The 26,939-nt window shown below is 41.4% G+C and carries 25 protein-coding genes and 1 pseudogene; 13 read left to right on the top strand and 13 right to left on the bottom strand.

Going from position 1 to position 26,939, the window contains the following annotated elements:
• Positions 1–255: 255 nt before the first annotated feature.
• The 3 genes from JFY49_RS04575 to JFY49_RS04585 all read left to right on the top strand — a co-directional run bounded on the left by JFY49_RS04575 (position 256) and on the right by JFY49_RS04585 (position 3,099).
• Positions 256–1,452 (top strand): reverse transcriptase family protein, encoded by a 1,197-nt coding sequence (locus tag JFY49_RS04575; RefSeq protein WP_200224051.1) that lies wholly within the window; start codon positions 256–258, stop codon positions 1,450–1,452.
• A gap of 1 nt (position 1,453) precedes the next feature.
• Positions 1,454–2,158: a retron Ec48 family effector membrane protein gene (locus JFY49_RS04580; protein ID WP_200224053.1), complete on the top strand. Its 705-nt coding sequence runs from the start codon at positions 1,454–1,456 to the stop codon at positions 2,156–2,158.
• Between the two features lie 338 nt (positions 2,159–2,496).
• The gene (locus JFY49_RS04585) at positions 2,497–3,099 is read left to right on the top strand and encodes an HAD family hydrolase (RefSeq protein WP_200224055.1); all 603 of its coding nucleotides are present in this window, start codon (positions 2,497–2,499) and stop codon (positions 3,097–3,099) included.
• 218 nt (positions 3,100–3,317) lie between these two features.
• Here JFY49_RS04585 and JFY49_RS04590 read toward each other — a convergent pair.
• Positions 3,318–3,470: pseudogene (locus JFY49_RS04590) on the bottom strand (integrase); the annotation flags it as partial.
• Positions 3,471–3,590: 120 nt separating this feature from the next.
• Here JFY49_RS04590 and JFY49_RS04595 point away from each other — a divergent pair.
• Positions 3,591–4,415 carry a calcium-binding protein gene (locus JFY49_RS04595; protein WP_200224057.1) on the top strand — a complete coding sequence of 275 codons (825 nt, stop codon included), beginning with the start codon at positions 3,591–3,593 and terminating at the stop codon, positions 4,413–4,415.
• A 477-nt stretch (positions 4,416–4,892) separates the two neighbouring features.
• The gene (locus tag JFY49_RS04600) at positions 4,893–5,480 is read left to right on the top strand and encodes a 1-acyl-sn-glycerol-3-phosphate acyltransferase (protein ID WP_200224059.1); all 588 of its coding nucleotides are present in this window, start codon (positions 4,893–4,895) and stop codon (positions 5,478–5,480) included.
• Positions 5,481–5,601: 121 nt separating this feature from the next.
• Here the strand turns inward: JFY49_RS04600 and JFY49_RS04605 are convergent, their stop codons facing one another.
• Positions 5,602–5,844, bottom strand: a complete 243-nt coding sequence (locus JFY49_RS04605) for a hypothetical protein (protein ID WP_413784591.1) — start codon at positions 5,842–5,844, stop codon at positions 5,602–5,604.
• Positions 5,845–6,123: 279 nt separating this feature from the next.
• On the bottom strand, positions 6,124–6,858 hold the full coding sequence (locus JFY49_RS04610; RefSeq protein ID WP_200224063.1) for a sulfite exporter TauE/SafE family protein: 735 nt from the start codon (positions 6,856–6,858) through the stop codon (positions 6,124–6,126).
• 241 nt (positions 6,859–7,099) lie between these two features.
• Between JFY49_RS04610 and JFY49_RS04615 the strand changes: the two genes are divergently transcribed.
• Entirely contained in the window at positions 7,100–7,306 is a 207-nt protein-coding gene (locus JFY49_RS04615; RefSeq protein WP_200224065.1) for a hypothetical protein, read from the top strand.
• A gap of 81 nt (positions 7,307–7,387) precedes the next feature.
• Here the strand turns inward: JFY49_RS04615 and rsmD are convergent, their stop codons facing one another.
• Together rsmD and mrdA are read right to left on the bottom strand one after the other, a co-directional pair.
• The gene (gene rsmD / locus JFY49_RS04620) at positions 7,388–7,945 is read right to left on the bottom strand and encodes a 16S rRNA (guanine(966)-N(2))-methyltransferase RsmD (protein ID WP_200224066.1); all 558 of its coding nucleotides are present in this window, start codon (positions 7,943–7,945) and stop codon (positions 7,388–7,390) included.
• 3 nt (positions 7,946–7,948) lie between these two features.
• Positions 7,949–9,973, bottom strand: a complete 2,025-nt coding sequence (mrdA, locus tag JFY49_RS04625; protein WP_200224067.1) for a penicillin-binding protein 2 — start codon at positions 9,971–9,973, stop codon at positions 7,949–7,951.
• A gap of 235 nt (positions 9,974–10,208) precedes the next feature.
• Between mrdA and JFY49_RS04630 the strand changes: the two genes are divergently transcribed.
• The 4 genes from JFY49_RS04630 (at position 10,209) to JFY49_RS04645 (ending at position 13,143) form a co-directional block, all read left to right on the top strand.
• Positions 10,209–10,727 carry a hypothetical protein gene (locus tag JFY49_RS04630; RefSeq protein ID WP_086195128.1) on the top strand — a complete coding sequence of 173 codons (519 nt, stop codon included), beginning with the start codon at positions 10,209–10,211 and terminating at the stop codon, positions 10,725–10,727.
• 64 nt (positions 10,728–10,791) lie between these two features.
• Positions 10,792–12,108 (top strand): hypothetical protein, encoded by a 1,317-nt coding sequence (locus JFY49_RS04635; RefSeq protein ID WP_166171004.1) that lies wholly within the window; start codon positions 10,792–10,794, stop codon positions 12,106–12,108.
• A gap of 82 nt (positions 12,109–12,190) precedes the next feature.
• Positions 12,191–12,850 (top strand): adenylate kinase, encoded by a 660-nt coding sequence (gene adk, locus JFY49_RS04640; RefSeq protein ID WP_086194920.1) that lies wholly within the window; start codon positions 12,191–12,193, stop codon positions 12,848–12,850.
• Between the two features lie 83 nt (positions 12,851–12,933).
• Positions 12,934–13,143, top strand: coding sequence for a hypothetical protein (locus tag JFY49_RS04645; protein ID WP_180176365.1), 210 nt, complete (start codon positions 12,934–12,936; stop codon positions 13,141–13,143).
• A 43-nt stretch (positions 13,144–13,186) separates the two neighbouring features.
• Here JFY49_RS04645 and nth read toward each other — a convergent pair whose 3' ends face one another.
• Together nth and JFY49_RS04655 are read right to left on the bottom strand one after the other, a co-directional pair.
• Positions 13,187–13,882, bottom strand: coding sequence for an endonuclease III (gene nth / locus JFY49_RS04650; RefSeq protein WP_200224068.1), 696 nt, complete (start codon positions 13,880–13,882; stop codon positions 13,187–13,189).
• Positions 13,882–14,676, bottom strand: coding sequence for an RnfABCDGE type electron transport complex subunit B (locus JFY49_RS04655; protein WP_200224070.1), 795 nt, complete (start codon positions 14,674–14,676; stop codon positions 13,882–13,884). Before JFY49_RS04655 ends, nth begins: the two co-directional genes overlap by 1 nt.
• Positions 14,677–15,010: 334 nt before the next feature.
• Here JFY49_RS04655 and gdhA point away from each other — a divergent pair, with 334 nt between their 5' ends.
• The gene (gene gdhA / locus JFY49_RS04660) at positions 15,011–16,354 is read left to right on the top strand and encodes an NADP-specific glutamate dehydrogenase (protein ID WP_180176367.1); all 1,344 of its coding nucleotides are present in this window, start codon (positions 15,011–15,013) and stop codon (positions 16,352–16,354) included.
• Positions 16,355–16,425: 71 nt separating this feature from the next.
• Here gdhA and JFY49_RS04665 read toward each other — a convergent pair whose 3' ends face one another.
• The 3 genes from JFY49_RS04665 to rlmH all read right to left on the bottom strand — a co-directional run bounded on the left by JFY49_RS04665 (position 16,426) and on the right by rlmH (position 18,793).
• Positions 16,426–17,193 carry an META and DUF4377 domain-containing protein gene (locus tag JFY49_RS04665; protein WP_200224790.1) on the bottom strand — a complete coding sequence of 256 codons (768 nt, stop codon included), beginning with the start codon at positions 17,191–17,193 and terminating at the stop codon, positions 16,426–16,428.
• 139 nt (positions 17,194–17,332) lie between these two features.
• Positions 17,333–18,109 carry a dioxygenase gene (locus JFY49_RS04670; RefSeq protein WP_200224071.1) on the bottom strand — a complete coding sequence of 259 codons (777 nt, stop codon included), beginning with the start codon at positions 18,107–18,109 and terminating at the stop codon, positions 17,333–17,335.
• A gap of 201 nt (positions 18,110–18,310) precedes the next feature.
• A complete protein-coding gene (gene rlmH, locus JFY49_RS04675; protein ID WP_200224072.1) occupies positions 18,311–18,793 on the bottom strand; it encodes a 23S rRNA (pseudouridine(1915)-N(3))-methyltransferase RlmH in 483 nt (160 codons plus the stop codon).
• Positions 18,794–18,947: 154 nt separating this feature from the next.
• On the opposite strand from rlmH, the gene JFY49_RS04680 reads away from it, so the two are divergent.
• Positions 18,948–19,907, top strand: a complete 960-nt coding sequence (locus JFY49_RS04680) for a M28 family peptidase (RefSeq protein WP_200224073.1) — start codon at positions 18,948–18,950, stop codon at positions 19,905–19,907.
• Positions 19,908–20,172: 265 nt separating this feature from the next.
• On the opposite strand, the gene lon is transcribed toward JFY49_RS04680, so the two are convergent.
• From lon to JFY49_RS04695, 3 genes are all read right to left on the bottom strand, one after another.
• Entirely contained in the window at positions 20,173–22,599 is a 2,427-nt protein-coding gene (gene lon, locus JFY49_RS04685) for an endopeptidase La (protein WP_200224075.1), read from the bottom strand.
• A 147-nt stretch (positions 22,600–22,746) separates the two neighbouring features.
• Positions 22,747–23,334, bottom strand: coding sequence for a 5-formyltetrahydrofolate cyclo-ligase (locus JFY49_RS04690; RefSeq protein WP_180176371.1), 588 nt, complete (start codon positions 23,332–23,334; stop codon positions 22,747–22,749).
• A gap of 48 nt (positions 23,335–23,382) precedes the next feature.
• Positions 23,383–23,763, bottom strand: a complete 381-nt coding sequence (locus tag JFY49_RS04695; RefSeq protein ID WP_180176372.1) for a MerR family transcriptional regulator — start codon at positions 23,761–23,763, stop codon at positions 23,383–23,385.
• A gap of 82 nt (positions 23,764–23,845) precedes the next feature.
• On the opposite strand from JFY49_RS04695, the gene JFY49_RS04700 reads away from it, so the two are divergent.
• The gene (locus JFY49_RS04700) at positions 23,846–26,938 is read left to right on the top strand and encodes a heavy metal translocating P-type ATPase (RefSeq protein ID WP_200224077.1); all 3,093 of its coding nucleotides are present in this window, start codon (positions 23,846–23,848) and stop codon (positions 26,936–26,938) included.
• The last annotated feature ends 1 nt before the right edge of the window (position 26,939 follow it).

Below are 26,939 nucleotides of genomic sequence, written 5' to 3' on the forward strand. Positions count from 1 at the left end.
TTTCGTTTGGATGTCGATGTCGCATTAAAAAAAGTATCTATTTGCTGATTATTCTTAATTAGCGTTGGGGAAACCTAACATGTGTGGAGGGGATCCGGGTTCCGTCACTTCCTCTGCCAAGCAAGTAGCTGATAAGTGAAGTTAATAGTTGATTTGGTTTATTCTTGGATATGTATGCGATGAGACATAAATTAATTATTTTCCCTTTGTTATGCCTGAGCATTAAGGGTAACTTCACTTATATCAAATACTAATATGACTATTCCTGATAAATATTTATTTAAATTAAATACAACAAACAAAATATCCTCACTTAATAATTTGGCATCAGCTCTAGGAGTTACTTTATCGGATTTAAAATATGCAGCAAATTTACCTGATAATAAAAAATATGAGCATTTTTTTATAAAGAAAAGTGATGGCAGGGAAAGACTCATTCATAAGCCATGTAAAGAAATACGAAATATTCAAAGGCGAATTAACCATCGTATTTTTAAGCCATTAGTAATTTGGCCAGTATATTTATTTGGGTCAGTTCCATCTGAAAAACATGAGCCTGCACATGATTATATTAATTGTGCAAAAAGACATTGTTTAAGCAAATCTGTTTTGAAATTGGATATTAAAGACTTTTTTGATAATATCGATGAGTCATTAGTTAAAAAAATATTTAGAGAATTTTTTAAGTATTCAGAAAGTGTGGTTAACATACTTACAAAAATTTGTTGTGTGAATGGTCATGTTCCACAAGGAGCATTAACATCTAGTTATATCGCTTCATTATGTTTATTTTCGATTGAACCTTTGTTGGCACAGCGTCTAAATAATAAGAACCTAAGATATACTCGTTATGTAGATGATATTACGATTTCAACTACTAAACATAAATTCGATTTTAATGCGACTATTAATATAGTAGAAAATTTACTAAATTCTGTTGATTTACCACTAAATATAGAAAAAATAAAAACGGAATATTTTTCTACGGAACCACTAAAAGTTCATAACTTAAGAATTGATTTTAATAAACCTCGATATGATAAAAGTGAGACTAAAAACTTAAGAGCTGCAATTAATAGGCTTTCTATACAAAAGAAAATACCCAATTATAGATCTCACTATTTTTATAGATCAGATTATAATCGTTGTGTTGGGCTGATTAATAAAATTAGTCGTGTAAATAATCCTTGTTCTAATCGTTTTTTTAAAAAAATAAAAAAAATTAAACCTTTGCCAAATCCTAACGATTTAGAATATGTAAGAAAGAGTATATTTGAGTTAATAAGGGACTCCTTAACCCATAAAAATACCTATCGTTACAGAAAGAAATTTTTTAGAACACAGCAAAGATTAATTTTTATTAGATCTCATCCGCAATATATATATGAAGGGTCTGCTAATGCTCTAAATATATTGCTACAAAAATATCGACTAAACTATGAAGAGAAGTAAAGTGGAAAAATTTAATAAAAAAATAGATGTTTCTATTAAAATTATTATTTTTTCAAGTTTTATAATTTTTGTGATATTTTTTTTGGTTACAACATATCAACTCTATAAAAATGGAGTTGATGTCTGTTTTGTGGATGATTGTCTAGGTAATTTTCTAGAATATTATGAAAATACTTTAAAGATTCCACCTGCTACACTTGCTATATTAACATTGATTTTTTTGTGGCATGCCTCAAATATTTATGTTCACACATATAATACAACTCATAAGAATAATTTAAATACGCAGATGGTAAACACTCAGACTACATATTTAAATCATTATAAAAATTTTTCCGAAATTTTAGATCATTATTTGAGTAAGGTTGAATTTATTAGTATTCAAAGTATTGATAAATTTGAGTTTTATCACTTCATTCATAATGATTCTGTCAATGGTGATTTTAATATATCACAAAGATATAATGAATTCATTGATGATATTAATAACAATATTTTAAATTTACAAAATAATCCAATAAGAGATAAGGAATATAGGTTTCATATAGATGAGATTGTAAAAAAATTTTCTATGATTGGTTTTTCACTTCCCAATTGTCCACGTAAAGAGTTTATGAAAATTGAATTTAATTGCTATATATTACTTAATTTAATTAATAAAAGTAAAAATATTAAAGAGATAAATAGTCCATCTCATTGTTTTTAATTTAAAATCAAAATTCTTTTAATTTAACCTGGATTCTTAAGCAGAATTCGGGTTGACTTACGATAAAATCACTCGTCAATTTTATTAAATGCATTTAAATTTATTATGTGATTTTTCTTGTTAATATCAACTAAATGTTTAGTCATTTCTCTGCGATCTTTTAACCAGCGAGCATGATTGTAAGATGCGCGAGTCATATCACTATGTGCATGGGACTAACTGTAATCCTGCTAATTTGAATAAATAACTATTCAATGTGTTTTTAGTTAAATGCAAAAAAAAATCTTAGTCTTTATTAGGCTAAACTCACCATAAAATCTTTATTCGTAGTTAAAAATATGAGCCACTTTCCTAAAGTTCTTGTGTTTGATGCTTTTGGGACACTTGTCAAAATTGGTGCGAGCCGATCCCCATATCGTAAGTTGATGAGATGGTTAAAAGCTAATGGTAGAAAAACAAGTGCAGATGATGCAGGCATAATTATGTCGAATCCTGTTGACGTTGCACAATTAGCAAGGATTTTTGGAGCAGAACTACCAGAACAACTTTGCATGGAAATCAACAATGATCTTGAGTTTGAGTTAAGTACAATTCAGCTCTATGAAGATACAGTTCCTACACTTCAAATTTTAAAACAAAGTGGTTTCAAAATTGCTCTCTGTTCTAATTTGGCTCTGCCTTATGGTGAGCAACTCAAAAAAATACTTCCTAATCTTTTTGATGTCATTGTTTTTAGTTATGAAGTCGGGGCTATCAAACCTGAGCAGCAAATTTATGGGGTAATTCAGGCATATTTTGGCTGTGAATTTTCTGAAATGTTGTTTATTGGGGATCATCCTATTTTGGATGTTGAAAAACCCATTTCTTTAGGAATGTCGGCAAGACTTATTGAACGCCAAAAAGACCAAAAACTGTTGGATGTCATTCACTGCTTAATTTAAAGAAGGTAGATTGTCAGGCTACGTACAACAGTGCTATGAATCTCACTACGTTAAATATGACCACGATCGATTCTGATGAGAAAAGTAAGAGACTCCTGATTGTGTTGAAATTGCAGGAGTCTTTGAGCAGAAAAAATGAGTTTAACTATAGTTTTGTACGCATTTTATTGCTATCAATACTCGTAGTTTTTTTGAGATTAGATAGTTTATTTTTGGTGTTATTCATGCCAATGATCAATAGCATCAGCTAAATGCTGCATCATCTGTCTTCGATCTTTTAACCAACTCGCATGGTTGTAAGAAGCTCGGGACATGTCGCCATCCACATGGGCTAACTGTAATTCAATCCAGTCCTTATTGTAATTCTGCTCGATCTAGGTCTAAGTTTCACGGTTGAAAACACTGCATTACTAGGTCTTTTAGGTCCGACTTCAACACTCACGATTACTGCAATTGACGGCGGTGATATCGATAACTGGGCAATTAATGAGTTGCTTGCGACAGTAAGATTACAATCTGACGGCATTAACTTGTTAACTGTCTTACAAACCTTAAATGGCGGATTAACGCTGGATGTCAGTGTATTGGGTACTTTCACCATTACAGCAACTGACAGCTATAATTCAACAGATAGCGATATTATCGCTTCTCTTGCTGATGCAGCGGTTCTTGAAGGTCTAATCGGTCAGAGCGGTAGTCCTGATATTATTCAAGGAACTTCTGGAAATGATGTTTTGGATAGTAGCTTATTAGGATTCAGCAGTGAACGTCTATATGGCTTTGATGGTGATGATGTCCTGAATGGCAATGATGGTAATGACTTGTTACGAGGTGGTACAGGTAACGATACATTAAATGGTGGTGCTGGTAATGATTTACTCATTGATGGTAATGGTTATGACACTATGAATGGCGGTTCAGGCAATGATACGATTATGATATCTGGCACTGGATTTGAATCTGTGAATGGTGGCTTAGGCATTGATACTTTGACATTATTGGGAGGAATCAATCTTGATCTATCCTTGCATAATAACATCACAGGTATTGAGCACATTAATTTGGGTAATGAAGCAGAAGGATCAACACTTACTCTGACAGCTCAGGATGTTCTAGATATTTCTGATACTGATATATTGGCAATCTACGGTGATGCTGCTGATAAAGTTACATTGGAAACAGGTGCTATTAAAGGAGCTGTTATTACAGATGCCAATAATGTCACTATGACTGAGTATACTTGGAGTGATTCTAGTGCCAAAGTATGGGTTGAGAATGAGATCGTTGCTGCAGGTGGTGTAAATATCATTATCTAAAACTCATCTTAGATATGTTGCAAAGGCAGCATATTGGGTCAAACCCAAATCCCAGTTTTAATCTCTTAAAACTGGGATTTTCTTTAAGTAAGTCTGAACTAATAAACTTAAGAAGGTACGCATCCGGCGAACTCATCTTACCAATCTATCCTATAAGCTGTAAGTGTCCAGTGGACCCCACTTTTCCTACCTCATTAACACCATGATAGTGTTCACTAAATTAAATGGAATGAATAGCCACCGACTTTATTCGGTCTTTTTTACATGGTTTAGATATGGAACTTCGGCTTAAGATCATCAGTTTATGATCTTAATGTGGAAATGGGTGCAAAATAAAACAGCAGCCCTTAGCTATTTTATTTGAACTTGACAGTTATGTCTTGATCTATTAACTGGTTGATTATTATTCACAATGCACTTTTATATTTCAGCGACCTTGTTAAAATTTGCGCACTTGATTAAGTGGCGGTGCGGTAAGTGTTTGAGAAATTAGCTGAACAAAGTTTAAAAATGATGGGCTGGGAAATCGATAACCATTGGCCTCTTGATCTGGATCAGTGCGTCATGATTGCTGCACCGCACACCAGCAACTGGGATGCCTTATATGCACGTCTGGCACTCAAGGCCTTAGGGGTCAACGTTCGTATTACCATTAAAGACAGCTATATGAAATTTCCTTTTGGTCCATGTGTACGCGCAATGGGCGGAATCGGAATTGACCGTACAGCGAAAAAAGAGGGTGAGCCACGACCAAGTATGGTTCAGGTGATGTCGGATTTATTTAAAACCCATCCAAAACTGGTGATGTTGGTTACACCGGAAGCAACGCGTGCCAAACAGAAACAATGGAAGACTGGTTTCTACCATGTGGCAGTCAATGCAGGCGTGCCCATTGCATTGGCTTATATGGATTATGCCAAGAAGAAAACCGGGGTGGGTAAAATTGTTTATCCTAGTGGTGATTATGAAAAAGATATGGCTGAAATTATGGCTTTTTATGCACAAATTCAGGCCAAATTTCCAGAACAGTTTAGCGTGGATACACGTTATTACCATGAAACCTAAGTGAAAACGTACGGTTTCCCTGACTGATCTTCAAGCGAAGCCAAGAGATGCAGATGGCAACATCTTGGCTCGATGCACATGATGGATCAGTCACTGTGAAATTCAATTTTCGCTTAAAAAATTATTGATTTTGTGCCGGGTTAATCCCGCCTAAATGTTGGCAAGCTTCCTGATAAATATAATATTGTTCCTCGATCACTTCTGTTAATGGCACCTTAAATAACTCCTCTCCATCTTTATAGCTTTGTACATAAGATTCGGCTTTCTGGCGGCTAGAAGCGAGTGCCTGTTCATGATAGGAGGTAATCGAAGTATGCGCCATTTGTGCGGTTTCAATTCTATTGCACTGAAAATTTGTCAGCATTTTTTCTGCATGTTTCAGCTCATGAGAGGTGGTCAGAGAACAGCCAGATAGAAGAATCATTCCTGCTAATAAAATTAAGGTTTTCATTTCTAGGAAAATGGATGATGGGGTTAGGTTATTGTATAAAGTTTTCCTGCCAATATATTTGATCTGCCCGACTGATTGGGTGTTTTTTGTTTAAGTGAGATTTATTGTAATTTTGACCGGTTGTTATAGATAAATAAGGTTGCAATATCTCAACATATAAACCTGATTTTTTTTGGAGGTAGACACTACTCTTTAGAGCAGTGTATTGAAAATCAGGAAACAGCCAGAAGCAAATAAAAGGCTTAAAACCGTATGTTTAAATTGTGTTTCCGAAATTTTATAAAATAATTTTGCCCCTAAAATGGCGGGAAAACTGACACTGATCAGCAAAATTGTCATATAAGGCCAGAGCTGGATGTCAAGCGTGCCTTGCAGTAAATAGGCCAGTAAGGTAAACAGCTGAATGCCAAAATTAAAATGTCGTAAAATGTAACGTTGTTGCTGTTTGGGAAGATTTTTCAGCATGACCCAGGCAGAAGGCAACGAACCGCAAAAACCGCCTAAACCACCCAGAATTCCGCCCAAAAATCCAACCAGACTGTCTGCCAGTTTTCCGGATTGTTGCAGCCGTGGAAATGCCGGATTGAAAAACATCACCGGACACCACAACATCAAAAATAAGCCTAAAACGACTTTAAAGGCTTCGGGCTGAATAATATGCAGCAGATATGTGCCCAAAGGTACGCCAATCAGCCCGGCAATTAAATAAGGCAGCACCAGTGCTTTATTTAGATGTGGATGCTGCTGTTCATTGGACAATGAAATGACATGGCTCCACACCGAAGCAAAGACCACCAGTGGGGCAGCAATTTGCGGGGGGAGGACCCACACCCAGAATGACATGGCAATGAGGGCAAAGGCAAAGCCCGTCAGTCCCTGTACAAAACCTGCGACCATTGCCCCAACAATAAATAACAACCAAGTCATAGCGATCTGTACAGATGAAAAATCGGTAGTATTCAAAAGATCAGTCAAAAAGCCAAGCATATGTTTAGCAGGATTTATGCAAACCTAAGGAGAACTTTGTATAAAACCGCTTCAGCATTCAGGACAGAAATTGTTCCTGTGAATAAAAAAGACATAAATGACTACAAAATTTCACATAGACTCCCATCGCTCTTCATCAAAGCATCTAATACTGAAGTCACGCCGTAAAGAGGTGATGAAGATGATGAAAAAAGTGATCTTACTTTCTGTATTGGCAGTGTCATTAACTGGTTGTGTCCTGGATCCTTATGATGACGATTATGGTGGTCATCGAGACCGTAACGGGCATTATGACCGACACCATCATGGTGACCGTGACTGGCACAATAAAGACCATCCGGACTGGGATCATGATAGAAATGACCGAGACTGGCGCTATGGTCGTTAATTAATCTATCACCGATCTGAAATTGACTGACTACATTTAACAAAAAAGGATTCCATTCAGGAATCCTTTTTTTATTTTTAATCAGGATGCATTTTTTTGATACAGTCCTGCACGGACTGTTCCAGCCTTGCTTTGTTTAATCTGTTGCCAAGAAGCGGGGAGTTTAAGCTGATTTAACTCGCGATCGGCCTCCACATAGATAAAGGCACGGTCTTTAATCAGCGGGTCAGCAAGTTGGGCCAGTTCTTCCCATAAATCCAGACTATAAGGCGGATCTAAAAAAACCAGATCAAAGGACTGTTTCAGGGTAGGTAAGGTTTGCTGTGCCGTGGCGACTTTGAGTTTGGCATGTTGGCTGGTCACTTTCAGCAACTGCAAATTATCGGTTAAAAAAGCAGCTTGTGCACGGTTCGGTTCAATCATTACCACCTGTGCTGCACCGCGGGATAAAGCTTCAAAACTTAAAGCTCCTGAGCCGGCACAGATATCGAGAACCTGTGCATTTTGAATATCCCACATCAGCCAGTTAAACAAAGTTTCACGGACACGGTCGGGTGTAGGGCGTAAACCTTCAACACTGGCAAAAGGAAGCTGACGGCGTTTCCATTCACCGCCAATAATACGGAGTTGATTTTTCATAGATCAGTCACCTTCAACTTCTGCGGGTTGTGCGCCTGATGCGGCTTGAGTAGCATGCTGTGTCGCTGCTGCTGTTGTATTGCTCTGAACATTGGTCGCGGTGTCCACTGGTGCCGTGCCACTTGGCAATTCACCTGGTTTGATGCCTGCGGTCATGAGGCCGCCACTAATTTGATGGCCCGCAGGACGGATCGGATTCTTTTTACGGGTGTATAACCAATAGTCAAACAGAGGACGAGCCAGCTGCGCGGCCGAACCACCGTGTTTACCATTTTCCCAAACAATCGCAACCGCAATCTCAGGATTTTCAGCCGGGGCAAAACCAATAAATAAACCATGGTCAAGCTGACGTTCACTTAATAATGCTTCGTTGTATTTTTTACCTTGGGCAATACTTTTGACCTGTGCAGTCCCGGTTTTTCCTGCAATATGATACAGCGGGGTACGAATACCACGACCTGTACCGGTCTCGATAACATCAATCATGGCATCGCGCATTTTAATCCAGTCTTCGGGTTTGCCGTTAAACTGAATTTTACCATCTGGTGCATTACGCATTTGAAAAGGTTTGGCGCCGTGACTTTCACGCAGTACGTGAGGTGTAATATGCGCACCTTGGTTTGCAGTAATTGCAGTAGCCATAGCCAGTTGCAGCGGCGTTGCAGTAAAGGCACCTTGTCCGATACTGACGGAAATGGTTTCACCTTTTAGCCATTTGCTCTTACGGGTCCGCATTTTCCAGTCCGGGTTCGGATACAAACCGGTACTTTCACTCGGTAAATCGACGCCAGTTTTTTCACTAAAGCCAAATTGGCGCATCCAGGCATTCATTTTTTCAATGCCCATGCGGTAGGCCAAAATATAATAATAGGTATCACAAGAAACCACTTGAGCTTTATGCAGATTGACCGTGCCATGACCTGATTTGCGCCAATCACGGAATTTATGCGAATCGCCTGGTAAAGAAAAATACCCGGGGTCTGAAATGGCGGTGTTCCAATCCACGATATTGTAATGCAGCCCACCTAAACCAAACATCGGTTTAATGGTTGAACCTGGAGGATAGGCACCTTGTACAGCACGGTTATACAGCGGCTGGTCAAGATTGTCACGTAGTGCACTATAGTCGGTATTGCTAATCCCGGTCACAAATAAATTCGGGTTAAAACTTGGACTGGAAACCAGGGCCAGAATTTCTCCTGTTTTCGGATTTAGCGCCACAATGGCACCGCGACGACCCGCCAGTTGCTCGGTGGCTGTGACCTGTAAGCCATAGTCAATTGAAAGGTACAAGTCATTTCCGCGTACCGGCTCTTTACGACCTAAATTACGTAATACGTTACCGTGAGCATCAGCCTCGACAGATTCATTGCCGGGCAAGCCATGCAACAGATCTTCATAAGATTTCTCCACCCCAATTTTACCAATCAGGTTGGTGCCGGCATATAAGTCTTTGTCAATCGACTTCAATTCTTTGTCGTTAATACGCCCTACATAACCAATCACGTGCGCAAACAGCTCACCATGCGGATAGTAGCGCGTCATCTGGGTTTCAATATTGACCCCGGGAAACTCAAACTTGACTTCGCTAAATTTAGCAATATCGGTTTCGGTTAAATTTAATTTTAATGATACACGTTCGGTTTTTTTAGCGGTCTTGATGCGGCTGCTAAAACGGTCGATATCTTCTTGGGTCAGCCTTAGAATCGGGGTTAAACGCTTGACTGTATCTTCAATATCTTTTACATCAGCCCGGGACATAGTCGCAGAAAATACCGGATAATTATCTGCCAGCAAAATACCATTACGGTCATAGATATAGCCGCGTGCAGGTGCCAAAGGCTGTAGCCGGATACGGTTCTGGTCTGAAGCGGTTGAAAACTCATTATAATGCGCAATTTGCAGATAGGCATAACGGGCAACAAGCAGGAGCAGAAAGAATGCCACAATCCCGATGGAGATAAAAACCCGATTGCGATAAATGCGCTTTTCTTGCTGAACATTTTTTAAAGGAAAGTGCTGCTTCATACGCGATCGACTTACATACAGGGGAGTGAAAAATCTGGTGGCATATTCTAACGCAAGTCAGCATTTTTTGATATTTGTTCTGGCGAACTGTTAGGCGGGTTTAGTTTAAACTTTGACTTTACAGACATTAAAATTGTAAAGTGCAGTATATAAGAGTTCTGATAATTCTGCTAAAGTCAAAATTCAAAAAAAGGACTGTACTAAAAAATAAAATTTAGGGACAACGATGAAAATAATCACAAAAGTGTATCCTTTGCTGGCTTTTTTTGCGCTGGTAAATATTGCTCATGCACAAGACCATTCATATTTACCTGAAGCGAAATTGACATCAGACAGTGCTAAAACATGGAATATCGGGGCTGGATTTACCAAAAAGCTTCTTCATCTGAATGCAGAATGGGTCAATCCTTATGGCATCGCCTATGCAAAAGCGGGTGTGTTTTATAATGATGACTATAATGCCGGTGCTCAGGTTGGGTTTCGTTATCCTTATTACCTTACCGGAAAAGATAAAAACGGTTACTACCTGGGTGTCTATGCAGGGCATCTGGAAAGTAAACACATCAACAATGAATATGAAGCAAGACTGGGTGCGGGTATAGATTTAGCCTATGTATTGCTCAGTAAAGAACGGATTAGCAGTTTTAGTATCGGGATTGGGGCTGGCGAAGAGATGACGGATCAGAAGGGTAATGTGGTTGCAGAGACAGAACCCATGCTACAATTTTCCTATACTCTAAGTGTCGGTTTATAGTGAGAATAGTGAGCTTTTATAATTAAGTATTTTGTGATTAAAAAATTAAATATGGAAATCGTGCATGTTTGAGTACGTCAACGAATTGTGGCAAACCTTCTTGAATCGCCCTGATTTCTGGGCAGTACTTAGCATCATTCCTGTGACAGCTTTTGTAACTTGGGCACATGTGTGGATGGCACTGAAAATGGTGTTTTACCCCCTGACGTTTTGGGGATTCCACTTAGGGCCACTCCCTGTCGGCTGGCAGGGGATTGTGCCACGTAAAGCCGGTCGCATTTCAGGAATTATCACCGACAATACCTTATCGAAATTGGGTTCTTTACGTGAATTTCTGGATGCCATGGATCCGGAAGATATGGCACGGATTATCGGTGAGCAGGTCGGTTTTGAACTTGAACATCTGATTGATGAAATGATGATCGACCGTAATGCGGTACTGTGGGAAAACTTACCCTATTCAATTAAGCGCCGTATCTATTCGCAAGCGCATAAACAGCTGCCAGGTATTTTAAGAGAATTAGTGACTGAGCTGACCATGAACGTCGAGTCACTTGTGGATATGCGGGAAATGGTGGTGCGCCAAATGGAAGGTGATCGCCGTTTAATGGTGAACATGTTCCTGAAAGTGGGACGTAAAGAAATCAACTTTATCTGGCATATCAGTGCATTAATTGGAATGTTCTTCGGTATATTCCAGATGATTGTCTGGTTTGTTGTACCCTGGCACTGGACGGTTCCTTTCTGGGCAGCGGTGTGGGGTTTCCTGACTAACTGGATTGCCATCTGGATGGTGTTTAATCCGCTGGAACCGCATTATATCCGCTATCCACAGTTTTTTGCGCGTACTGAAAGTCGCACGTTCCCGTGGATCAAACCGGTGATTCCACATATTGGCACCTATAATATCCAGGGTGCATTTATGAAACGTCAGGATGAGGTTTCCGATGTTTTTGCCCGAGTAGTCACAGAAGACTTAATTACGTTAAAATCCATTATGACTGAGATGATGTATGGCGGGAAGAAAGATAAAACTCGTCGTATCGTCAAACGCCATATTAACGAAATTATGGAAACTCCGATTGTTCGAACCTCTTTGCAGCTGTCTTTAGGACCAAAAGAGTATGCAAAACTCAAGACGGACTTGATCGATCGCTCGATTGAAATTACGATGGTGCCTGTATGCGACCCGGCCTTTAATGCGAGCCGTGCACAGAAAATCTATCAAATGTTTAGAGACCGTATTCGCGAGTTGACGCCAAGAGAGTTTCAGAATTTATTACGTCCGGCCTTTCAGGAAGATGAATGGATTCTGATTGTCTTGGGTGGCGTAACCGGATTTATCGCGGGTACAATACATTTGTTTGTGGCTTTCTTATAATTAGATGCTGGACTACATGACGAATAAAGAGATTCGTTATGCAAACGCATCACATATATTTGTTAAATGAGGATGTTTTTTTATGCGCATTATATTACTCGGACCACCTGGAGCAGGTAAAGGTACACAGGCTCAGTTGATCTGTAAGCGCTACAATGTCCCACAAATTTCAACCGGTGATATGCTCCGTGCTGCAATTCGTGAAGGTACTGAATTAGGTCTTAAAGCTAAAAGCGTGATGGAAAGTGGCGGTCTGGTATCAGACGAGCTTATCATCGGTCTGGTTAAAGAACGTATTGCTCAACCTGATTGTGTAAACGGTTGCATTTTTGATGGTTTCCCTCGCACTATTCCTCAAGCAGAAGCTTTGGAAAAAGAAGGCATCAACATTGATCACGTGATTGAAATTGATGTTCCAGACGAAGAAATTGTAAAACGTCTTTCTGGTCGCCGTCAGCACCCAGCTTCTGGCCGTGTTTACCATGTGGTTTACAATCCGCCTAAGGTGGAAGGTAAAGATGATGAAACGGGTGAAGAGCTGGTTCAACGTCCTGATGACCAGGAAGAAACCATCCGTAAACGTTTAGGTTCTTATCACACTGAAACTGAACAATTGGTAGGTTTCTACCAAGGTCGCGCAGCATCAGGTGAAAATGCACCGACTTATGACAAGTTAAACGGTCTGCGTCCAATTGAAGAAGTTCAAACTGATTTGTTTGCCATTCTAGATCAATCAAAATAATCGTATTTCGATGATTTTGACAATCGAAGAGCCCTAAGTCATATTAGGGCTCTTTTTATTATGCTCTCAAAAAGGACGCTGCTGTGAAGTTTGCTGTATTAGGGTTAATGGTCGTATTTCTGGCAGTATTGTTTGCTTTGTTCTATGTCAGTTTCAAGATGCTGAAAAAAGTACGTCAGCAAGAGCGTAGCGAAAATGCTGGTAAGGTGCCTGTGCGTCGACTGCATCCCAAGTTACAGGCAGAACTCGAACAAAAACGCCAGCAAGAACAGGCAAAACAAAATAAAAAATAATGGCTTTTAAACGGAGCACATCACCTGGCTGAACTCATCTCACTTATGATTCAGCTTCAATGTTCTTGACAGGAATCGCACGGCCAGCACCAAATTCAAAACGATCTGGCCAGTTGCACACATCACACACTACACATTCATGACATTTGGGCTTGCGTGCAATACAGGTATAACGACCGTGTAAAATCAGCCAATGATGGGCATCGACTATAAATTCCTTGGGAATGACTTTGACCAGCCGGTGTTCAACTTCAAGCACATTTTTGCCAATAGCCAGACCGGTACGATTACCTAAACGGAAAATATGTGTATCGACTGCCATGGTCGGATGGCCAAAAGCGGTATTCAGCACCACATTGGCAGTTTTACGCCCCACACCTGGTAATGCTTCCAGATCAGCCCGATTGTTGGGCACCACACTGTTGTGTTTTTCCATCAGTATCTTGCAGGCTTTAATTACATTCTCGGCTTTAGCGTTATATAAGCCGATGGTCTTAATATATTCTTTTAACCCTTCAACACCTAGAGCATAAATGGCTTCCGGGGTGTTGGCCACTGGAAACAGCTTGTCGGTGGCTTTGTTGACACTGACATCGGTGGCTTGAGCCGAAAGCGTAACGGCCACCAAAAGTTCAAAAGGATTGCTGTAATTCAGTTCGGTTTTAGGGCTAGGTCTTTGTTCACGTAAGCGTTCAAAAAAAATCTGAACCTGCTTTCTGGTCATGTTTTTAACCGCCATCATGAAGCTCCCAGAACAATCAGCTGCTGTTGCAAATCATCCAGCAGGTCACGTTTCTTAAGGTCTTCACGAACACTGAGCTGTTTTTCTAATTTTTTGATTTGGGTGCGAATTTTTGCCAGTTGAATGGTGGTTGCTGCATCGTGGCTTACCACAGGATCAGCTGTTTTTTCTACCACTTGAATCTCTGGAACCAAGTCACTTTGCGCTGAAAATTGGGCAAATAAGGCCGTATCAATATTGGCACGCACCACCGGACCTTTGCGGTTAATCCGGCGTTTCTCTTCACGCTGAATATGGGCGTAATAGCGCTTGCGCAGGTCAGTTTGTTCAGCAATACGCGCCTCTTCTGAAGGCACGACGTGGTTGTCTTCCACAAGGTCAATACAGTCGACTGGGCAGGGCGGAATACAGAGTTCGCAACCGGTACACAGGTCAGTCAAAATGCTATGCATGAGCTTACCTGAACCAATAATCGCATCGACCGGGCAGGCGTTGATGCACTTGGTACAACCAATACATTCATCTTCACGAATAATCGCTTTCATACGTTGTGGACGACCATCACTTTGAATTGGCCAAACACTTTCTTCTGCTTTGAGTTTTGGGCGACCCAGCAATTCAGCCAAAGCATCGGCAACGGGTTGTCCGCCTGGTACACATTTATTGGCCTCTTCACCTTCACTTATGGCTTTTGCATAAGGGAGGCATCCATCTCGGTGGCCGCAAAGTCCGCATTGTGTTTGCGGCAACAGGGCGTCAATTTTTTGAATCAAGCTAATTTGAGTGTTCATGTATAACCGGGAGTGCTGGGCAAGCAGCGTGAAACAATGTGCTGGAGAGCAATACTAGCATGTTTTTACATAGAATTCCTGTGCGCAAAAATGGGACTAAAAATGCATTAATATTGGGCAAAATATTACATTGATATATAGCTAAAAGTTATTAAATTTATAAATAAAAAGACTAAATAATTAAATTAAATATATGTTCTATATAGAAAATTGAAGTTTTTTTCAAAAAACTATTGCTGAATAGGTGCAAGTGATATTTAATGTTTTGCGCCAAAATATATCATTGATTGAAATTTTGACCAATTTTGATCCATTTTCTGCTGAGGATTAAGCGTTGAAATACAACAGCCTTAACGACTTCCTAAACTACGTTAAATCACGTGATCAACATCAACCAGAGTTTCTACAAGCTGTAGAAGAGGTAATGACTAGCCTTTGGCCATTCATTGAAAAGAATCCAGAATATGCTGATCATGGATTACTTGAACGTCTTGTAGAACCTGAACGTGCGATTCAGTTCCGTGTTTCATGGGTAGATGACAAAGGCCAAACTCACGTAAACCGTGCTTTCCGTGTACAGTACAACTCAGCTATTGGTCCATTTAAAGGGGGGATGCGTTTCCACCCTTCAGTGAACCTTTCAATTTTGAAATTCCTAGGTTTTGAACAAACTTTCAAAAATGCCTTGACTACATTGCCGATGGGCGGTGGTAAAGGCGGTTCAGACTTTGACCCTAAAGGTAAGTCTGAAGGCGAAATCATGCGTTTCTGCCAGGCATTAATCATCGAGTTGTACCGTCATCTGGGTTCAAATACTGACATTCCTGCGGGCGATATCGGTGTAGGCGGCCGCGAAGTGGGCTACATGGCAGGTATGATGAAGAAGCTCAGCAATGACACTTCATGCGTATTCACTGGTAAAGGCTTGACTTTCGGTGGTTCACTGGCTCGTCCTGAAGCAACGGGTTACGGTACGGTTTATTTCGCGGAAGAAATGCTGAAAACTCGTGACGATAGTTTTAAAGATAAAGTGGTGACTATTTCTGGTTCTGGTAACGTAGCTCAATACGCTGCTGAAAAAGCCATGTTCCTGGGTGCAAAAGTGGTTTCACTTTCTGACTCTGCGGGTACTGTATTCGTTAAAGACGGTTTCACTGAAGAACTTCTTGCTGAAGTAATGGAACTTAAAAACGTTCAACGTGGCCGTATTTCTGAGTTTGCGTCTAAACACGGTTTTGAATATATGGAAGGTCAACGTCCTTGGGGTATCAAGTGTGACATCGCGCTTCCATGTGCAACTCAAAACGAATTAGATGCAGACGATGCAGCTCAACTTCTTGCAAATGGCGTGATTTGTGTTGCTGAAGGTGCAAATATGCCGTCTACGCTTGAAGCAGTGGAAAAATTCGTTGAAGCGAAAATCCTTTATGCGCCAGGTAAAGCATCGAATGCAGGTGGTGTAGCGACTTCTGGTCTTGAAATGTCTCAAAATGCATTGCGTTTAGGCTGGACGTTTGAAGAAGTTGATGAACGTTTACACGCGATTATGAAAGAAATTCACCGTAACTGCGTGAAATACGGTACTAAAGAAGATGGTACTGTGAACTATGTTGATGGTGCGAACATTGCTGGCTTCGTAAAAGTTGCCGATGCAATGCTGGCTCAAGGCGTATTCTAAGTCTGACTTGGTTTAAGCTTTAAAAGAACCGAGGCTATGGCCTCGGTTCTTTTATGTCTTGAGTAAATGCTTTACTTAACCGTTGAGCGTTCAACCGTCATGTCATGAATATAAGCATATTTCGACTGATCTGCAGCAGGATGCTTGATTTCATAACGCTTGACCCGGATGATTTGTCGCTCATTGGGGTTATGGGTAAAACCTTCGATTTGATCATAGAATAAAGTCCAGTCTTTATCGACTCGGGTTTTTATCCCGCTTTCACTGTATTTAATTTCACGGACCTGCAAGCAGGTTTGTGCTGCAACACCAGTACATGGCTTAGTTTCAGGTGAAATTTCCAGAAAAATGGTTTCAGCCTGAGAGTTGTATTTTGTTTCAGGTGTCATGGTGCCAGTGAAAACATATTTCTGACCTGTGGCTGAAATGATGGTCAATGTTGGTTGTTGTGAATTTTTTAAATCTAAAATAAACGGTACTTTGCGGTTATTAAACAGATCTTTGGCAATGTTTTCTTGCTGCATGGAGGCGTCCGGACATGCCATTTGGGTTCCCATGAGGGGACCTGTCACGATCTGATTATTTTCAACTTTCCAGCTGCTACCCATACTATTACAGCTGGTAGCAATGCTCAAACGGCCTTGATCGTCAAAATTCAGTACCAATGGTTTAGGTGCAGTACCGGTACGGGTACTCCATTGATAAGAAGCTAAAGTCTGATCGGCTTTTTGTTGATGTAACACTGACATGGCAACATCTCCAGCTTTTTGAATATCGCCAGACTGACATGCGGCAAGCATGAGAGGGAAAAGGGCTATCGCTAAAAGTTTAACTTTCATTTTTAAAGTACGTGGTTTTGAAGAATTTTTATTAGAATAAAGCATGAATATTCAAAAAATATGGATACATTTTGGTGAATTAGGTATCAAAATGTATCCATAACTATAATTTTGTTAATAATTAATAAAAAGTTATGAATTAATCAAAACGATAAATATCCATACCCAGCGAACCCATGCTGAAACTGCTATGCACGATATTGAAACGATGTCCGGTCCCCATCGCAAAGAACAGGGGAGCAAAGTGTTCTAAGGTAGGATGATTACGCTCTACATAAGGGATACTTTGCCAGTCCAGAACCGCAGCATAATCGCTGTGATTCATTTTGCTGACCACATAATTCCGAAAAGTCGATGCCCACTCGGGTACAGTAGCAGCTTCACCATGCCATGCCAATTCACGCAAGTTATGGGTAATACTTCCTGAACCGATCATTAATATTTGTTTTTCACGTAATGGTGCCAGGGTTTGACCAATTTTATAAATCTCCTCAGCAGACATGTTCATCGGTAAAGAGATTTCTACCACAGGAATATCAGCCTCGGGATACATATGCAACAATGGCATCCACACGCCATGATCACGTGGACGAGTGCTGTTGGCATGGGCTGTAAAGCCGGCATTTGCCAAAAGATGCAGAACCTGTTCTGCAAGTTCAGGTTGACCCGGTGCCGGATAGCGGATTTCATACAGCTCAGGCGGGAAACCACGAAAGTCATGCCAGGTTTCTGGACGAACGCTACTACTCACTTCAAGCGCATTACTTTCCCAGTGCGCAGACATCACAATAATAGCTGCAGGTTTAGGCAAATTTAAGCTCAATCGTTCCAGAGCAGGACCTACCTGTTCCGGATTCAGCGCCAGCATGGGTGAGCCATGTGAAATAAATAAACCGGGTAAAGTTTGTAGATTCATGTTGATGCGCCTAATTTAAATAACATCGATTGAGGCTATGATGCCAAATAAAGAGAAATAGAATAAATACAATTTATATCAACATTTTGTTCTGTTTATGGAACGATAATGGTTGATCAGAACAGGTGTATGATTCAGGCTCAGAAATACGTTCTCTTTACAGTATTTTGCCGAGCTTAAATCATCCTGTTCTGAACCTGCTTAGCCCGCCCGGTGATAAGGATGATTATGGTTAATACTCATTGCGCGGTAGAGCTGCTCGATCAGCATGACGCGAACCATAGGGTGAGGCAGGGTGAGTTTGGATAAAGACCAGTGCCATGCAGCAGCTTTACGCACCGCTTCGGAGTGACCATCCGGACCGCCAATCGCCAAGACCACATCATTACCGTCCAGCATCCATTGTTTCATGGTTTCAGCCAGTTTTTCAGTACTGAATTCTTTACCCCCGACTTCAAGGGCAATCAGGGTTTCATTATGTTTCAGTGCATTCAGAATGCTTTCACCTTCAATCTGGCGATATTTCAGGATATCGGCTTCAGAATCATTTTTTCCGCGTTTTGCCATAGGTAATTCTATAATTTGGGTCTGCACAAAAGGCTGGATACGTTTGAAGTAATCTTCAAAACCTGTGAGCACCCAGGCTGGCATTTTTTGACCGATGGTAATAATACGGATTTTCATAAGATTCGATGATTTAAGACTCATCTTTATTATAAACGCTAAAACTGATTTTACTTGTTTTTGAGCAACAAATTGCAATTGAAAAGGCGTGCCAGATGCTGCTTTAATCTTCAGTAATGGATTGAATATACATAAGAAGAGAGGAAGATAATAAATGAGATTAAAAAAGGATAAAAATTTAGGCTTATGGTTGAGCACCTTCCTTTGCACTCTTTTGTTCAATACTTCAAGTTGGGCATTACCGAGCATAGCACCCGCCAGTAGCGATAATTTAAAGGTCTATCTGGAGCAAATTATAGGTCAGCAGGGGCATCGTAATTATAAAAACTCACAAGAGCTACAACGCGTTTCTGCCTGGATTAAAGAACAGATGCGTTTGTTTGGCATACCCTGTCAGTATCAAAATTATTCGGTGAATGGTTTGGGCTATCGCAACGTAGTATGTACCTTAACAGCAGGTCATGCTGACAAAGTGATTGTCGGCGCGCATTATGATGTGTTTGGTGAAACTCAAGGTGCAGATGATAATGCTTCCGGAGTAGCAGGGGTGATTGAAACCGCACGCATACTGTCACAGCAGAAATCGCAACTGCCCTATAATGTTGAATTTGTATTTTATACCTTGCAGGAGCCGCCATTTTTCAAGACTGAATATATGGGCAGTTTTGTACATGCAAAATCCATCCAGGCTCAGAAAGATCACATTCGCGGCGTTTATATTTTAGAGATGATCGGGTTTTTTGATGAAAATCTGGTACAGGAGTATCCTGCCGGCCTGAAATGGGTTTATCCGCAACATGGTAACTTTATTGCGGCTGTCAGTAATTTGCAGTCGTATGATTTGGGTGCAAAATATTGTGAATCCATGCGAATACTGAAGCGCCTGGAGTGTCAACGACTGGTCGCACCGTCTTTTATCACGGGGATGGAGTTTTCAGATCATCTAAATTACTGGAAGCTGGATATTCCCGCCATGATGATTACAGATACGGGGCATTTTCGTAACAGGTACTATCACAGCGCCAAGGATACCTTGAAAACTTTAAATATTGCCAAAATGGCCAGTGTCATAGATGGTCTGGCTTATAGTTTAATAATTCAAGCTGATGAATAAGAACGCATAAAAAACGCAGTCCCCTAATGAAATATTGGGACTGCGATCAAAAGGTCATCCACCTGGAGATGTAGATGACCATTCACATAACTTATTAATAACTTTTTAAGTAGAAATAAATCAGAAACCTACAGCGCATCACTATCTATACCATATTAAATGGGGATGAGCTGCTGGTTTTTCAAGCTGATGTGTTATGAATATTGTAAAAAATTTACACAAAAAAAGAGAGCCGAAGCTCTCCTCTTTTTGTAGCAAAATGCAATTAATGACGCGCTGCTTTGCCTTCTGCAATTGGTTTCACGATCGGTGCTTTCACCAAAGGTTTTGGTGCTTCCACCAAGGCCAATGGCAAGATCTCATCGATGCTTTTCACGGTCTTAATTTCAAGGCCGGCTTTAACATTTTCTGGAATTTCCACCAGGTCACGAGCGTTCTCTTGAGGGATGAATACCAGTTTAATACCACCGCGATGTGCAGCTAAAAGTTTTTCCTTCAAGCCTCCAATGCGCATTGCACGACCGCCCAGATTGGTTTCACCGGTCATGGCAATATCAGCACGTACTGGAATGCCTGTGAAAGCTGAAACCAGTGCCGTAGTTAAGGCCAAACCTGCAGATGGACCATCTTTCGGTGTTGCACCTTCAGGTAAATGCACATGAATATCGGTTTCTTCAAATCTTGAAGCCTCAATACCCAAGGCATCGGCACGAGTACGCACCACAGTCATTGCAGCGGTAATGGATTCTTTCATGACATCACCGAGTGAACCGGTGGTAATGAATTTACCTTTACCTTTTACCGCAGCAACTTCAATCGAAAGCAATTCACCGCCAACTGAGGTCCAAGCCAGGCCATTGACACGACCGACTTGCGCTTCTTCTTCCGCCATACCGAAGTCGAACTTATGTACGCCCAGGTAATCAGACAGGTTTTCAGCAGTCACATCGATATGCAGGTTTTTGGCTTTTTTGCTGACCGCTTCTTTTACCACTTTACGGGCAATTTTTGACACTTCACGTTCCAGGCTACGCACACCGGCTTCGCGAGTATAACGACGCACGATGTCACGAATCGCTTCTTCATGAATGGTCAATTCTTTTGCACGTAAACCGTTGTCCTTAATGGCTTTAGGAACCAGATAACGTTCGGCAATATTGACTTTTTCCTCTTCGGTATAACCCGGTAGACGGATCACTTCCATACGGTCTAAAAGAGCCTCAGGAATATTCATGCTGTTTGCAGTACAGATGAACATCACTTCAGACAGGTCAAGATCAAGATCGAGGTAGTGATCGTTGAATTTACTGTTTTGTGATGGATCCAGTACTTCAAGCAAGGCAGAAGCAGGGTCGCCACGGTAATCCTGTGCCATCTTGTCAATTTCGTCGAGCAAGAACAGCGGGTTCTTCACGCCTACTTTTGTCAGTGATTGCACGATTTTACCCGGCATCGCACCGATATAGGTACGACGGTGACCGCGGATTTCTGCTTCGTCACGTACGCCACCTAAAGCCATGCGCACAAATTCACGACCTGTGGCTTTAGCAACCGACTCGCCCAGTGAAGTTTTACCTACCCCTGGAGGGCCAACCAGGCAAAGAATCGGACCTTTGAGCTTTTTCACACGAGATTGTACTGCAAGATATTCCACAATACGGTCTTTGACTTCATCTAAACCGTAGTGATCGGCATCTAAAATCTCTTGTGCTTTCGCCAAATTGATGCTGACTTTGCTGGCTTTATTCCAAGGCGTATCTAAAATCGCCTCGATATAGTTGCGCACCACAGCAGCTTCACTTGAAGCAGGTTGCATGGCTTTGAGCTTACGGAATTCAGATTCGGCTTTTTTACGCACGTGTTCAGGTAAATCCGCTTCTTCCAGACGACGTTCAATTTCAGCGACATCATCTTCAGCACCGCCATTCATGTCGGAAAGCTCGCGCTGAATCACCTTCATTTTTTCATTCAGGAAATATTCGCGCTGGTTTTTCTCCATCTGGCGTTTTACCGAGTCATGCAAGGTTTGTTCAATCTGCTGTTCTTCAGACTGTTGCAACAAATAAGTCATGAGCTCAGTCAAATGTGCTTCAAAGTCATCCTGTTCCAAAAACTTTTGCTTGATATCAATGTTCAGTGGGACACGGGTGGCCACAAAGAACAACAGTTGCAACAAGTCATCGATTTTATTTGCAGCAGTAACCAATTCACGTGCATTACGTAATTTGGCTTCTGCATACTGGGCAAATAAAGTTCGCAGTTCTTGTACACGCGTTGCTTGAGAGTCAGCTGCAACATTGACCGTCATTGGGCTGAGGGCATGTTCTGCTGATAAATATTCATCATGGTCGATGATTTTCACCAGTTTAGAACGGTGTAGACCCTCAATAAGTACTTTTATACAGTTTTCATCATTTTCATGATTCACAACTTGCACAATCTTCGCGACAGTACCGTATTGATATAAGTTGTCGTGATCAATTTCTTCTGTAAGAGAATCTTGTTGTGCAACTACAAATACGAGATTGTCACTGTTACGGGCCACGTCAACTGCTTTGATCGATTTTTCACGACCTACAAATAACGCAATTTGCATGTGTGGATAAACCACCACATCACGTAGCGCTAAAAGTGGTAATACGCTTGGAACCTGTGTATCTAAGGTTTCTTGATTCATAATAATTTCAGACATGGGCACTCCTAATGAGTAACAACAGTGTTGCCATGTTTTTTATAGTGATGGGTATTTTAAAAAATACAAGGGCAGGGCAAATGAAAATGTATAAAAAATGAGTAAATGTGTGATTTTAAAATATTCTTATCAGTCAAAAATACCCATTCAACGCTTAAAGTGTAGGTATTTTGCAGGGGTAAGTAAGGCATCGAGAGGTTGATCCCAGACTTCACGATGTAAAGGCTGCTGAATCAGCTGAAAGGCATGTGCAATACCAAGCCGATAGGGTTTATGGGGGGCGCTGGCCAGGGTTTTATCATAGAAACCGCCGCCCATCCCAATGCGGGTACCGTGAATATCACAGGCCAGCAAAGGCATCATTAAAAAATCCAGCGTCGAAACATGCAGGCCACGCCCGGCCATAGGCTCTTTCATGCCGAGTGGATGATATGAAAATTGATTGTTTCGGTATTGCTGTTGCGTGATTTTGACCCAGTGCAATTGCTGGTTCATGGTGCAAATCATTGGCAGATAAACCTGTTTATGCTGTTTAAAGCAGTATTCAATGATTTTTTGGGTATGGATTTCACCAAAGGCATTCAGATAGATGCCGATTTTTTTGGCATGCTGAAAAGGTTTTAGCCGGATCAGTTGCTGAAATACTTTTTGTTGCGCCTGTTTTTGTTGAAAGCTGGAAACGGCTCTGCGCTGATGTCGAAGTTGCTTGCGTAAAACTTTTAAATCCACTGACATCGGTTATAAATTCCCCAAAAATATATACATTTTCATCGTAAAAGCAGTTTAACTGTTTTTTAGCTCTTTCAAAATCGGGCAACAGCTTTCATTGGTGGTTTTACATTCATCTACCCAGCTGCTTAAACGGGTTTTGAGTGCCTGCAATTCCTGAATTCGTTGATCAATTTTTTCCAATCGTTGCTCAATGACATGTCTCACCTGTTCACGGTCTTCGAGTTGAAGTTGCAGTAATTCCTGTATTTCACTGAGTTGCAAGCCTGCATCTTTGCCTTTTTGAATAAAGCTTAAGGTTTCAATATCTTTGTCATTGTAATAACGGTAACTCTGCGTGGATTCAGGTACGCGCATTAAACCGATGCGTTGATAATAGCGAATGGTTTCGACGTTTACATGACAGTGTTTGGCCAGTTTTCCGATAGTGAGCATAAAATATCCTCAAATGACTTGACTCTGTACTTGGGTACAGACTTTATGCTAACACAATGAAAGAATAAAATAGGTGAGTCGGATGAATGAGCAACAAAAATCTGCCTGCTGTGCAAAACAGGATTCAGTCCTTGAATTAGTGAAAGTTGATCCAGTCTGTGGAATGAACGTTTCGGAAAGTTCAGCACATTATTTTGAATATCTGGGGAAAAAATATTTATTTTGTTGTGATGGCTGCAAACAAAAGTTTATTAAAAATCCTGAAGCTTACCTTCAAGAAACCACGCCTAAATCAGACTGTGGCTGTGCAAATAAAGCTAAAGTTGTAGCGGCCTCATCTTCATGTTGTGGTAGTCAAAAAGCTGAGTCACAACAGTATATTGATCCCGTCTGTGGTATGACCGTGACGGATTTATCCAAGCCGCACACTACATACTTAGATAAAAGTTATTATTTTTGCGGTCAGGGCTGTTTGAATAAATTTCAGGCCAATCCAGAACAGTATTTAGAAAAAAATAAATCTAAAACTTCGGGCTGCGGTTGTGCATCTCAATTAAAAACAGATGAAAAAAAATCTTGCTGCGGTTCTCAAAATCAACCACCCGTAGCGCAATCATTAGGCTGTTGTGCGGGAAATAAAGCACAAACCGTAGAGCAGGTGAGTGAAATAATAGTTGATCCGGTTTGTGGCATGCAGGTTAAAACGGATTCTAAATGGCATAGCAAGTTTGAATCAAAAGATTATTATTTCTGTTCAGAACGCTGTCTGAATAAATTTACCCAGCAACCTGAACAATATCTACAAACTCTGCAAACAGCATCCTCCTGCTGTGCTTCAACAGCAAAAGTGGCAGTTGAAGAAAAGCAATCCAGCTGCTGTGGCGGAACTCATCCTGCATCATCACCTCATTCTGAGGTCGATCCTGTCTGTGGCATGTCGGTAGACACTTCAACCGATTTAAAAACTGATTATTCGGGTAAAACTTACTATTTCTGCAATCCGTATTGCCTGGAAAAGTTTAAAGGAGACCCTGAATTTTATTTGCTTCCAGCAGATCAGCGACCTGTGCCGGAAGGTGCTGCTGACATGGATTATACCTGTCCCATGGATCCTGAAATTGTGCAAAAAGGACCGGGAACCTGTCCAATCTGCGGTATGGCTTTGGAGCCGATGCAACCGACCTTAAATGATGCACCGAATCCTGAGATGGTCGATTTCAGTCACCGTTTCTGGATCACGTTGCCACTGACTTTAATCGTCTTTGTATTGGCCATGGGGTCGCATATCCATGCCTTTATTCCGCAGCATATTCAGCCGTGGATTGAACTGGTGCTGTCTATTCCCGTCATCCTTTGGGCGGGTAAGCCGTTTATCGAACGTTGCTGGACTTCTTATAAAACACGTAATCTGAACATGTGGAGCCTGATTGGGGTCGGGGTGCTGGCGGCCTTTATTTACAGTGTTGTGGCGACAGTTTTTCCATCCCTGATTCCGATGCAGGCGAAAACCGGTCATGGGGTTGCCGTGTATTATGAAGCGGCGTGTATGATCGTGTCCTTGAGTTTGCTCGGGCAAATCATGGAGCTGAAAGCCCGTGCCAAAACCGCTGACGCACTTAAATCCTTGCTGAAACTGCAACCGCATACTGCAAAACTGGTACAGCATGATCAGGTTGTTGAGGTGGATATTGGCATGGTGAAACAGGGCGATATCCTGCAGATTTCATCAGGGGACCAGATTCCACTCGACGGCATTGTGGTGGAAGGCAAAACCTATGTTGATGAAGCCATGATGACGGGTGAACCTGTACCCGTCAAAAAAGAACTTGATGACCGGGTGATTGGCGGTACGGTGAATCAGCAGGGCAGTATACGTATTCAAACCACGGCAGTGGGGGCCAATACCACTTTGGCGAAAATGATTCAGACTGTGGCGGAAGCACAGCGCTCTAAAGCACCGTTACAAAAACTTGCAGATGTATTTGCCAAATATTTTGTGGTGATTGTTTTAGCGATTAGTGTGTTGACCTTTATGGCATGGATGCTGTTTGGCCAAGCGCAATTTGATCTGGCACTGATGTGTGCAGTGGCTGTACTGATTATTGCCTGTCCATGTGCTTTAGGTCTGGCAACGCCGATGTCGGTCATGGCCACCACAGGGCGGGCAGCGCAAAAAGGCGTGCTGTTTAAAGATGCGGAAGCCATAGAAGCCTTGAGCAAAGTCACCACTTTAATTGTCGATAAAACCGGAACCTTGACTGAAGGTAAACCGAGCCTGAAAGAGATTAAACTGCTTTCAGATACAGCTCAGCAAACGCAAGTGGAACAATGGATTGCCTCGATTGAGCAATATTCAACTCATCCGATTGCCCAGACTTTAACCAAGCTTGTTCCACATGAGCAACTGTTGAAAGTCATTGATTTTGAAGATGTCACCGGTTTTGGGGTGAAAGGTCAAATTGAGGGTCAAACCCTGTATGTGGGCAGTCAAAAGCTGATTGATCAATTGGGTTTACAGCTGCCTGATCATGTTCAGACACAGCTGGATGCGCAACGCGAGAGCGGTAATGTGATTAGCTTTCTGGCCAATGAGCAGCAAGTTCTGGCTTATATCTCGATTCATGATGCGATTAAACACAATGCCCATCAGGTGATTGATCAACTGATGGCCGATGGTATTGAAGTGGTGATGGCGACTGGTGACCACGAGCAGAATGCCAAACTGGTCGCGGCTGAGCTGGGGATTCAGCAGGTTTATGGCAACTGTACCCCGACTGAAAAATTAGATATCGTGAAAAAATTTCAGGCTCAAGGAAAAGTTGTGGCGATGGCTGGCGATGGCATTAATGATGCACCGGCACTTGCCCAGGCCAATGTGGGGGTGGCAATGGGCAATGGTACCGATATTGCCAAACAGACGGCTCAAGTGACTTTGGTCAAAGGAGATATCCGAGGCGTAGCCGATGCTATTCATATGGCAAAGTTAGGCGTGAAGAACATGAAACAGAACCTGGCCTTTTCCTTTGTCTATAATGGCTTGGGTGTGCCTGTGGCAGCGGGTGTTTTTTATCCCCTCACTGGACTGCTGTTGACCCCGATGCTTGCAGCGGTTGCCATGTCGCTCAGTTCATTATCAGTAGTCATCAATGCTTTGCGGCTGCAAAAGTCTAAATAAC

It is taken from the genome of Acinetobacter sp. CS-2 (assembly GCF_016599715.1).
Lineage (GTDB): Bacteria > Pseudomonadota > Gammaproteobacteria > Pseudomonadales > Moraxellaceae > Acinetobacter.

Coding starts and splice junctions, on each gene's coding strand:
- JFY49_RS04575 (WP_200224051.1), top strand. CDS start 256: ATGACTATTCCTGATAAATATTTATTTAAATTAAATACAACAAACAAA.
- JFY49_RS04585 (WP_200224055.1), top strand. CDS start 2,497: ATGAGCCACTTTCCTAAAGTTCTTGTGTTTGATGCTTTTGGGACACTT.
- JFY49_RS04605 (WP_413784591.1), bottom strand. CDS start 5,844: ATGCTGACAAATTTTCAGTGCAATAGAATTGAAACCGCACAAATGGCG.
- JFY49_RS04610 (WP_200224063.1), bottom strand. CDS start 6,858: ATGACTTGGTTGTTATTTATTGTTGGGGCAATGGTCGCAGGTTTTGTA.
- JFY49_RS04615 (WP_200224065.1), top strand. CDS start 7,100: ATGATGAAAAAAGTGATCTTACTTTCTGTATTGGCAGTGTCATTAACT.
- rsmD (WP_200224066.1), bottom strand. CDS start 7,945: ATGAAAAATCAACTCCGTATTATTGGCGGTGAATGGAAACGCCGTCAG.
- mrdA (WP_200224067.1), bottom strand. CDS start 9,973: ATGAAGCAGCACTTTCCTTTAAAAAATGTTCAGCAAGAAAAGCGCATT.
- JFY49_RS04635 (WP_166171004.1), top strand. CDS start 10,792: ATGTTTGAGTACGTCAACGAATTGTGGCAAACCTTCTTGAATCGCCCT.
- adk (WP_086194920.1), top strand. CDS start 12,191: ATGCGCATTATATTACTCGGACCACCTGGAGCAGGTAAAGGTACACAG.
- nth (WP_200224068.1), bottom strand. CDS start 13,882: ATGGCGGTTAAAAACATGACCAGAAAGCAGGTTCAGATTTTTTTTGAA.
- JFY49_RS04655 (WP_200224070.1), bottom strand. CDS start 14,676: ATGAACACTCAAATTAGCTTGATTCAAAAAATTGACGCCCTGTTGCCG.
- JFY49_RS04665 (WP_200224790.1), bottom strand. CDS start 17,193: ATGAAAGTTAAACTTTTAGCGATAGCCCTTTTCCCTCTCATGCTTGCC.
- JFY49_RS04670 (WP_200224071.1), bottom strand. CDS start 18,109: ATGAATCTACAAACTTTACCCGGTTTATTTATTTCACATGGCTCACCC.
- rlmH (WP_200224072.1), bottom strand. CDS start 18,793: ATGAAAATCCGTATTATTACCATCGGTCAAAAAATGCCAGCCTGGGTG.
- JFY49_RS04680 (WP_200224073.1), top strand. CDS start 18,948: ATGAGATTAAAAAAGGATAAAAATTTAGGCTTATGGTTGAGCACCTTC.
- lon (WP_200224075.1), bottom strand. CDS start 22,599: ATGTCTGAAATTATTATGAATCAAGAAACCTTAGATACACAGGTTCCA.
- JFY49_RS04690 (WP_180176371.1), bottom strand. CDS start 23,334: ATGTCAGTGGATTTAAAAGTTTTACGCAAGCAACTTCGACATCAGCGC.
- JFY49_RS04695 (WP_180176372.1), bottom strand. CDS start 23,763: ATGCTCACTATCGGAAAACTGGCCAAACACTGTCATGTAAACGTCGAA.
- JFY49_RS04700 (WP_200224077.1), top strand. CDS start 23,846: ATGAATGAGCAACAAAAATCTGCCTGCTGTGCAAAACAGGATTCAGTC.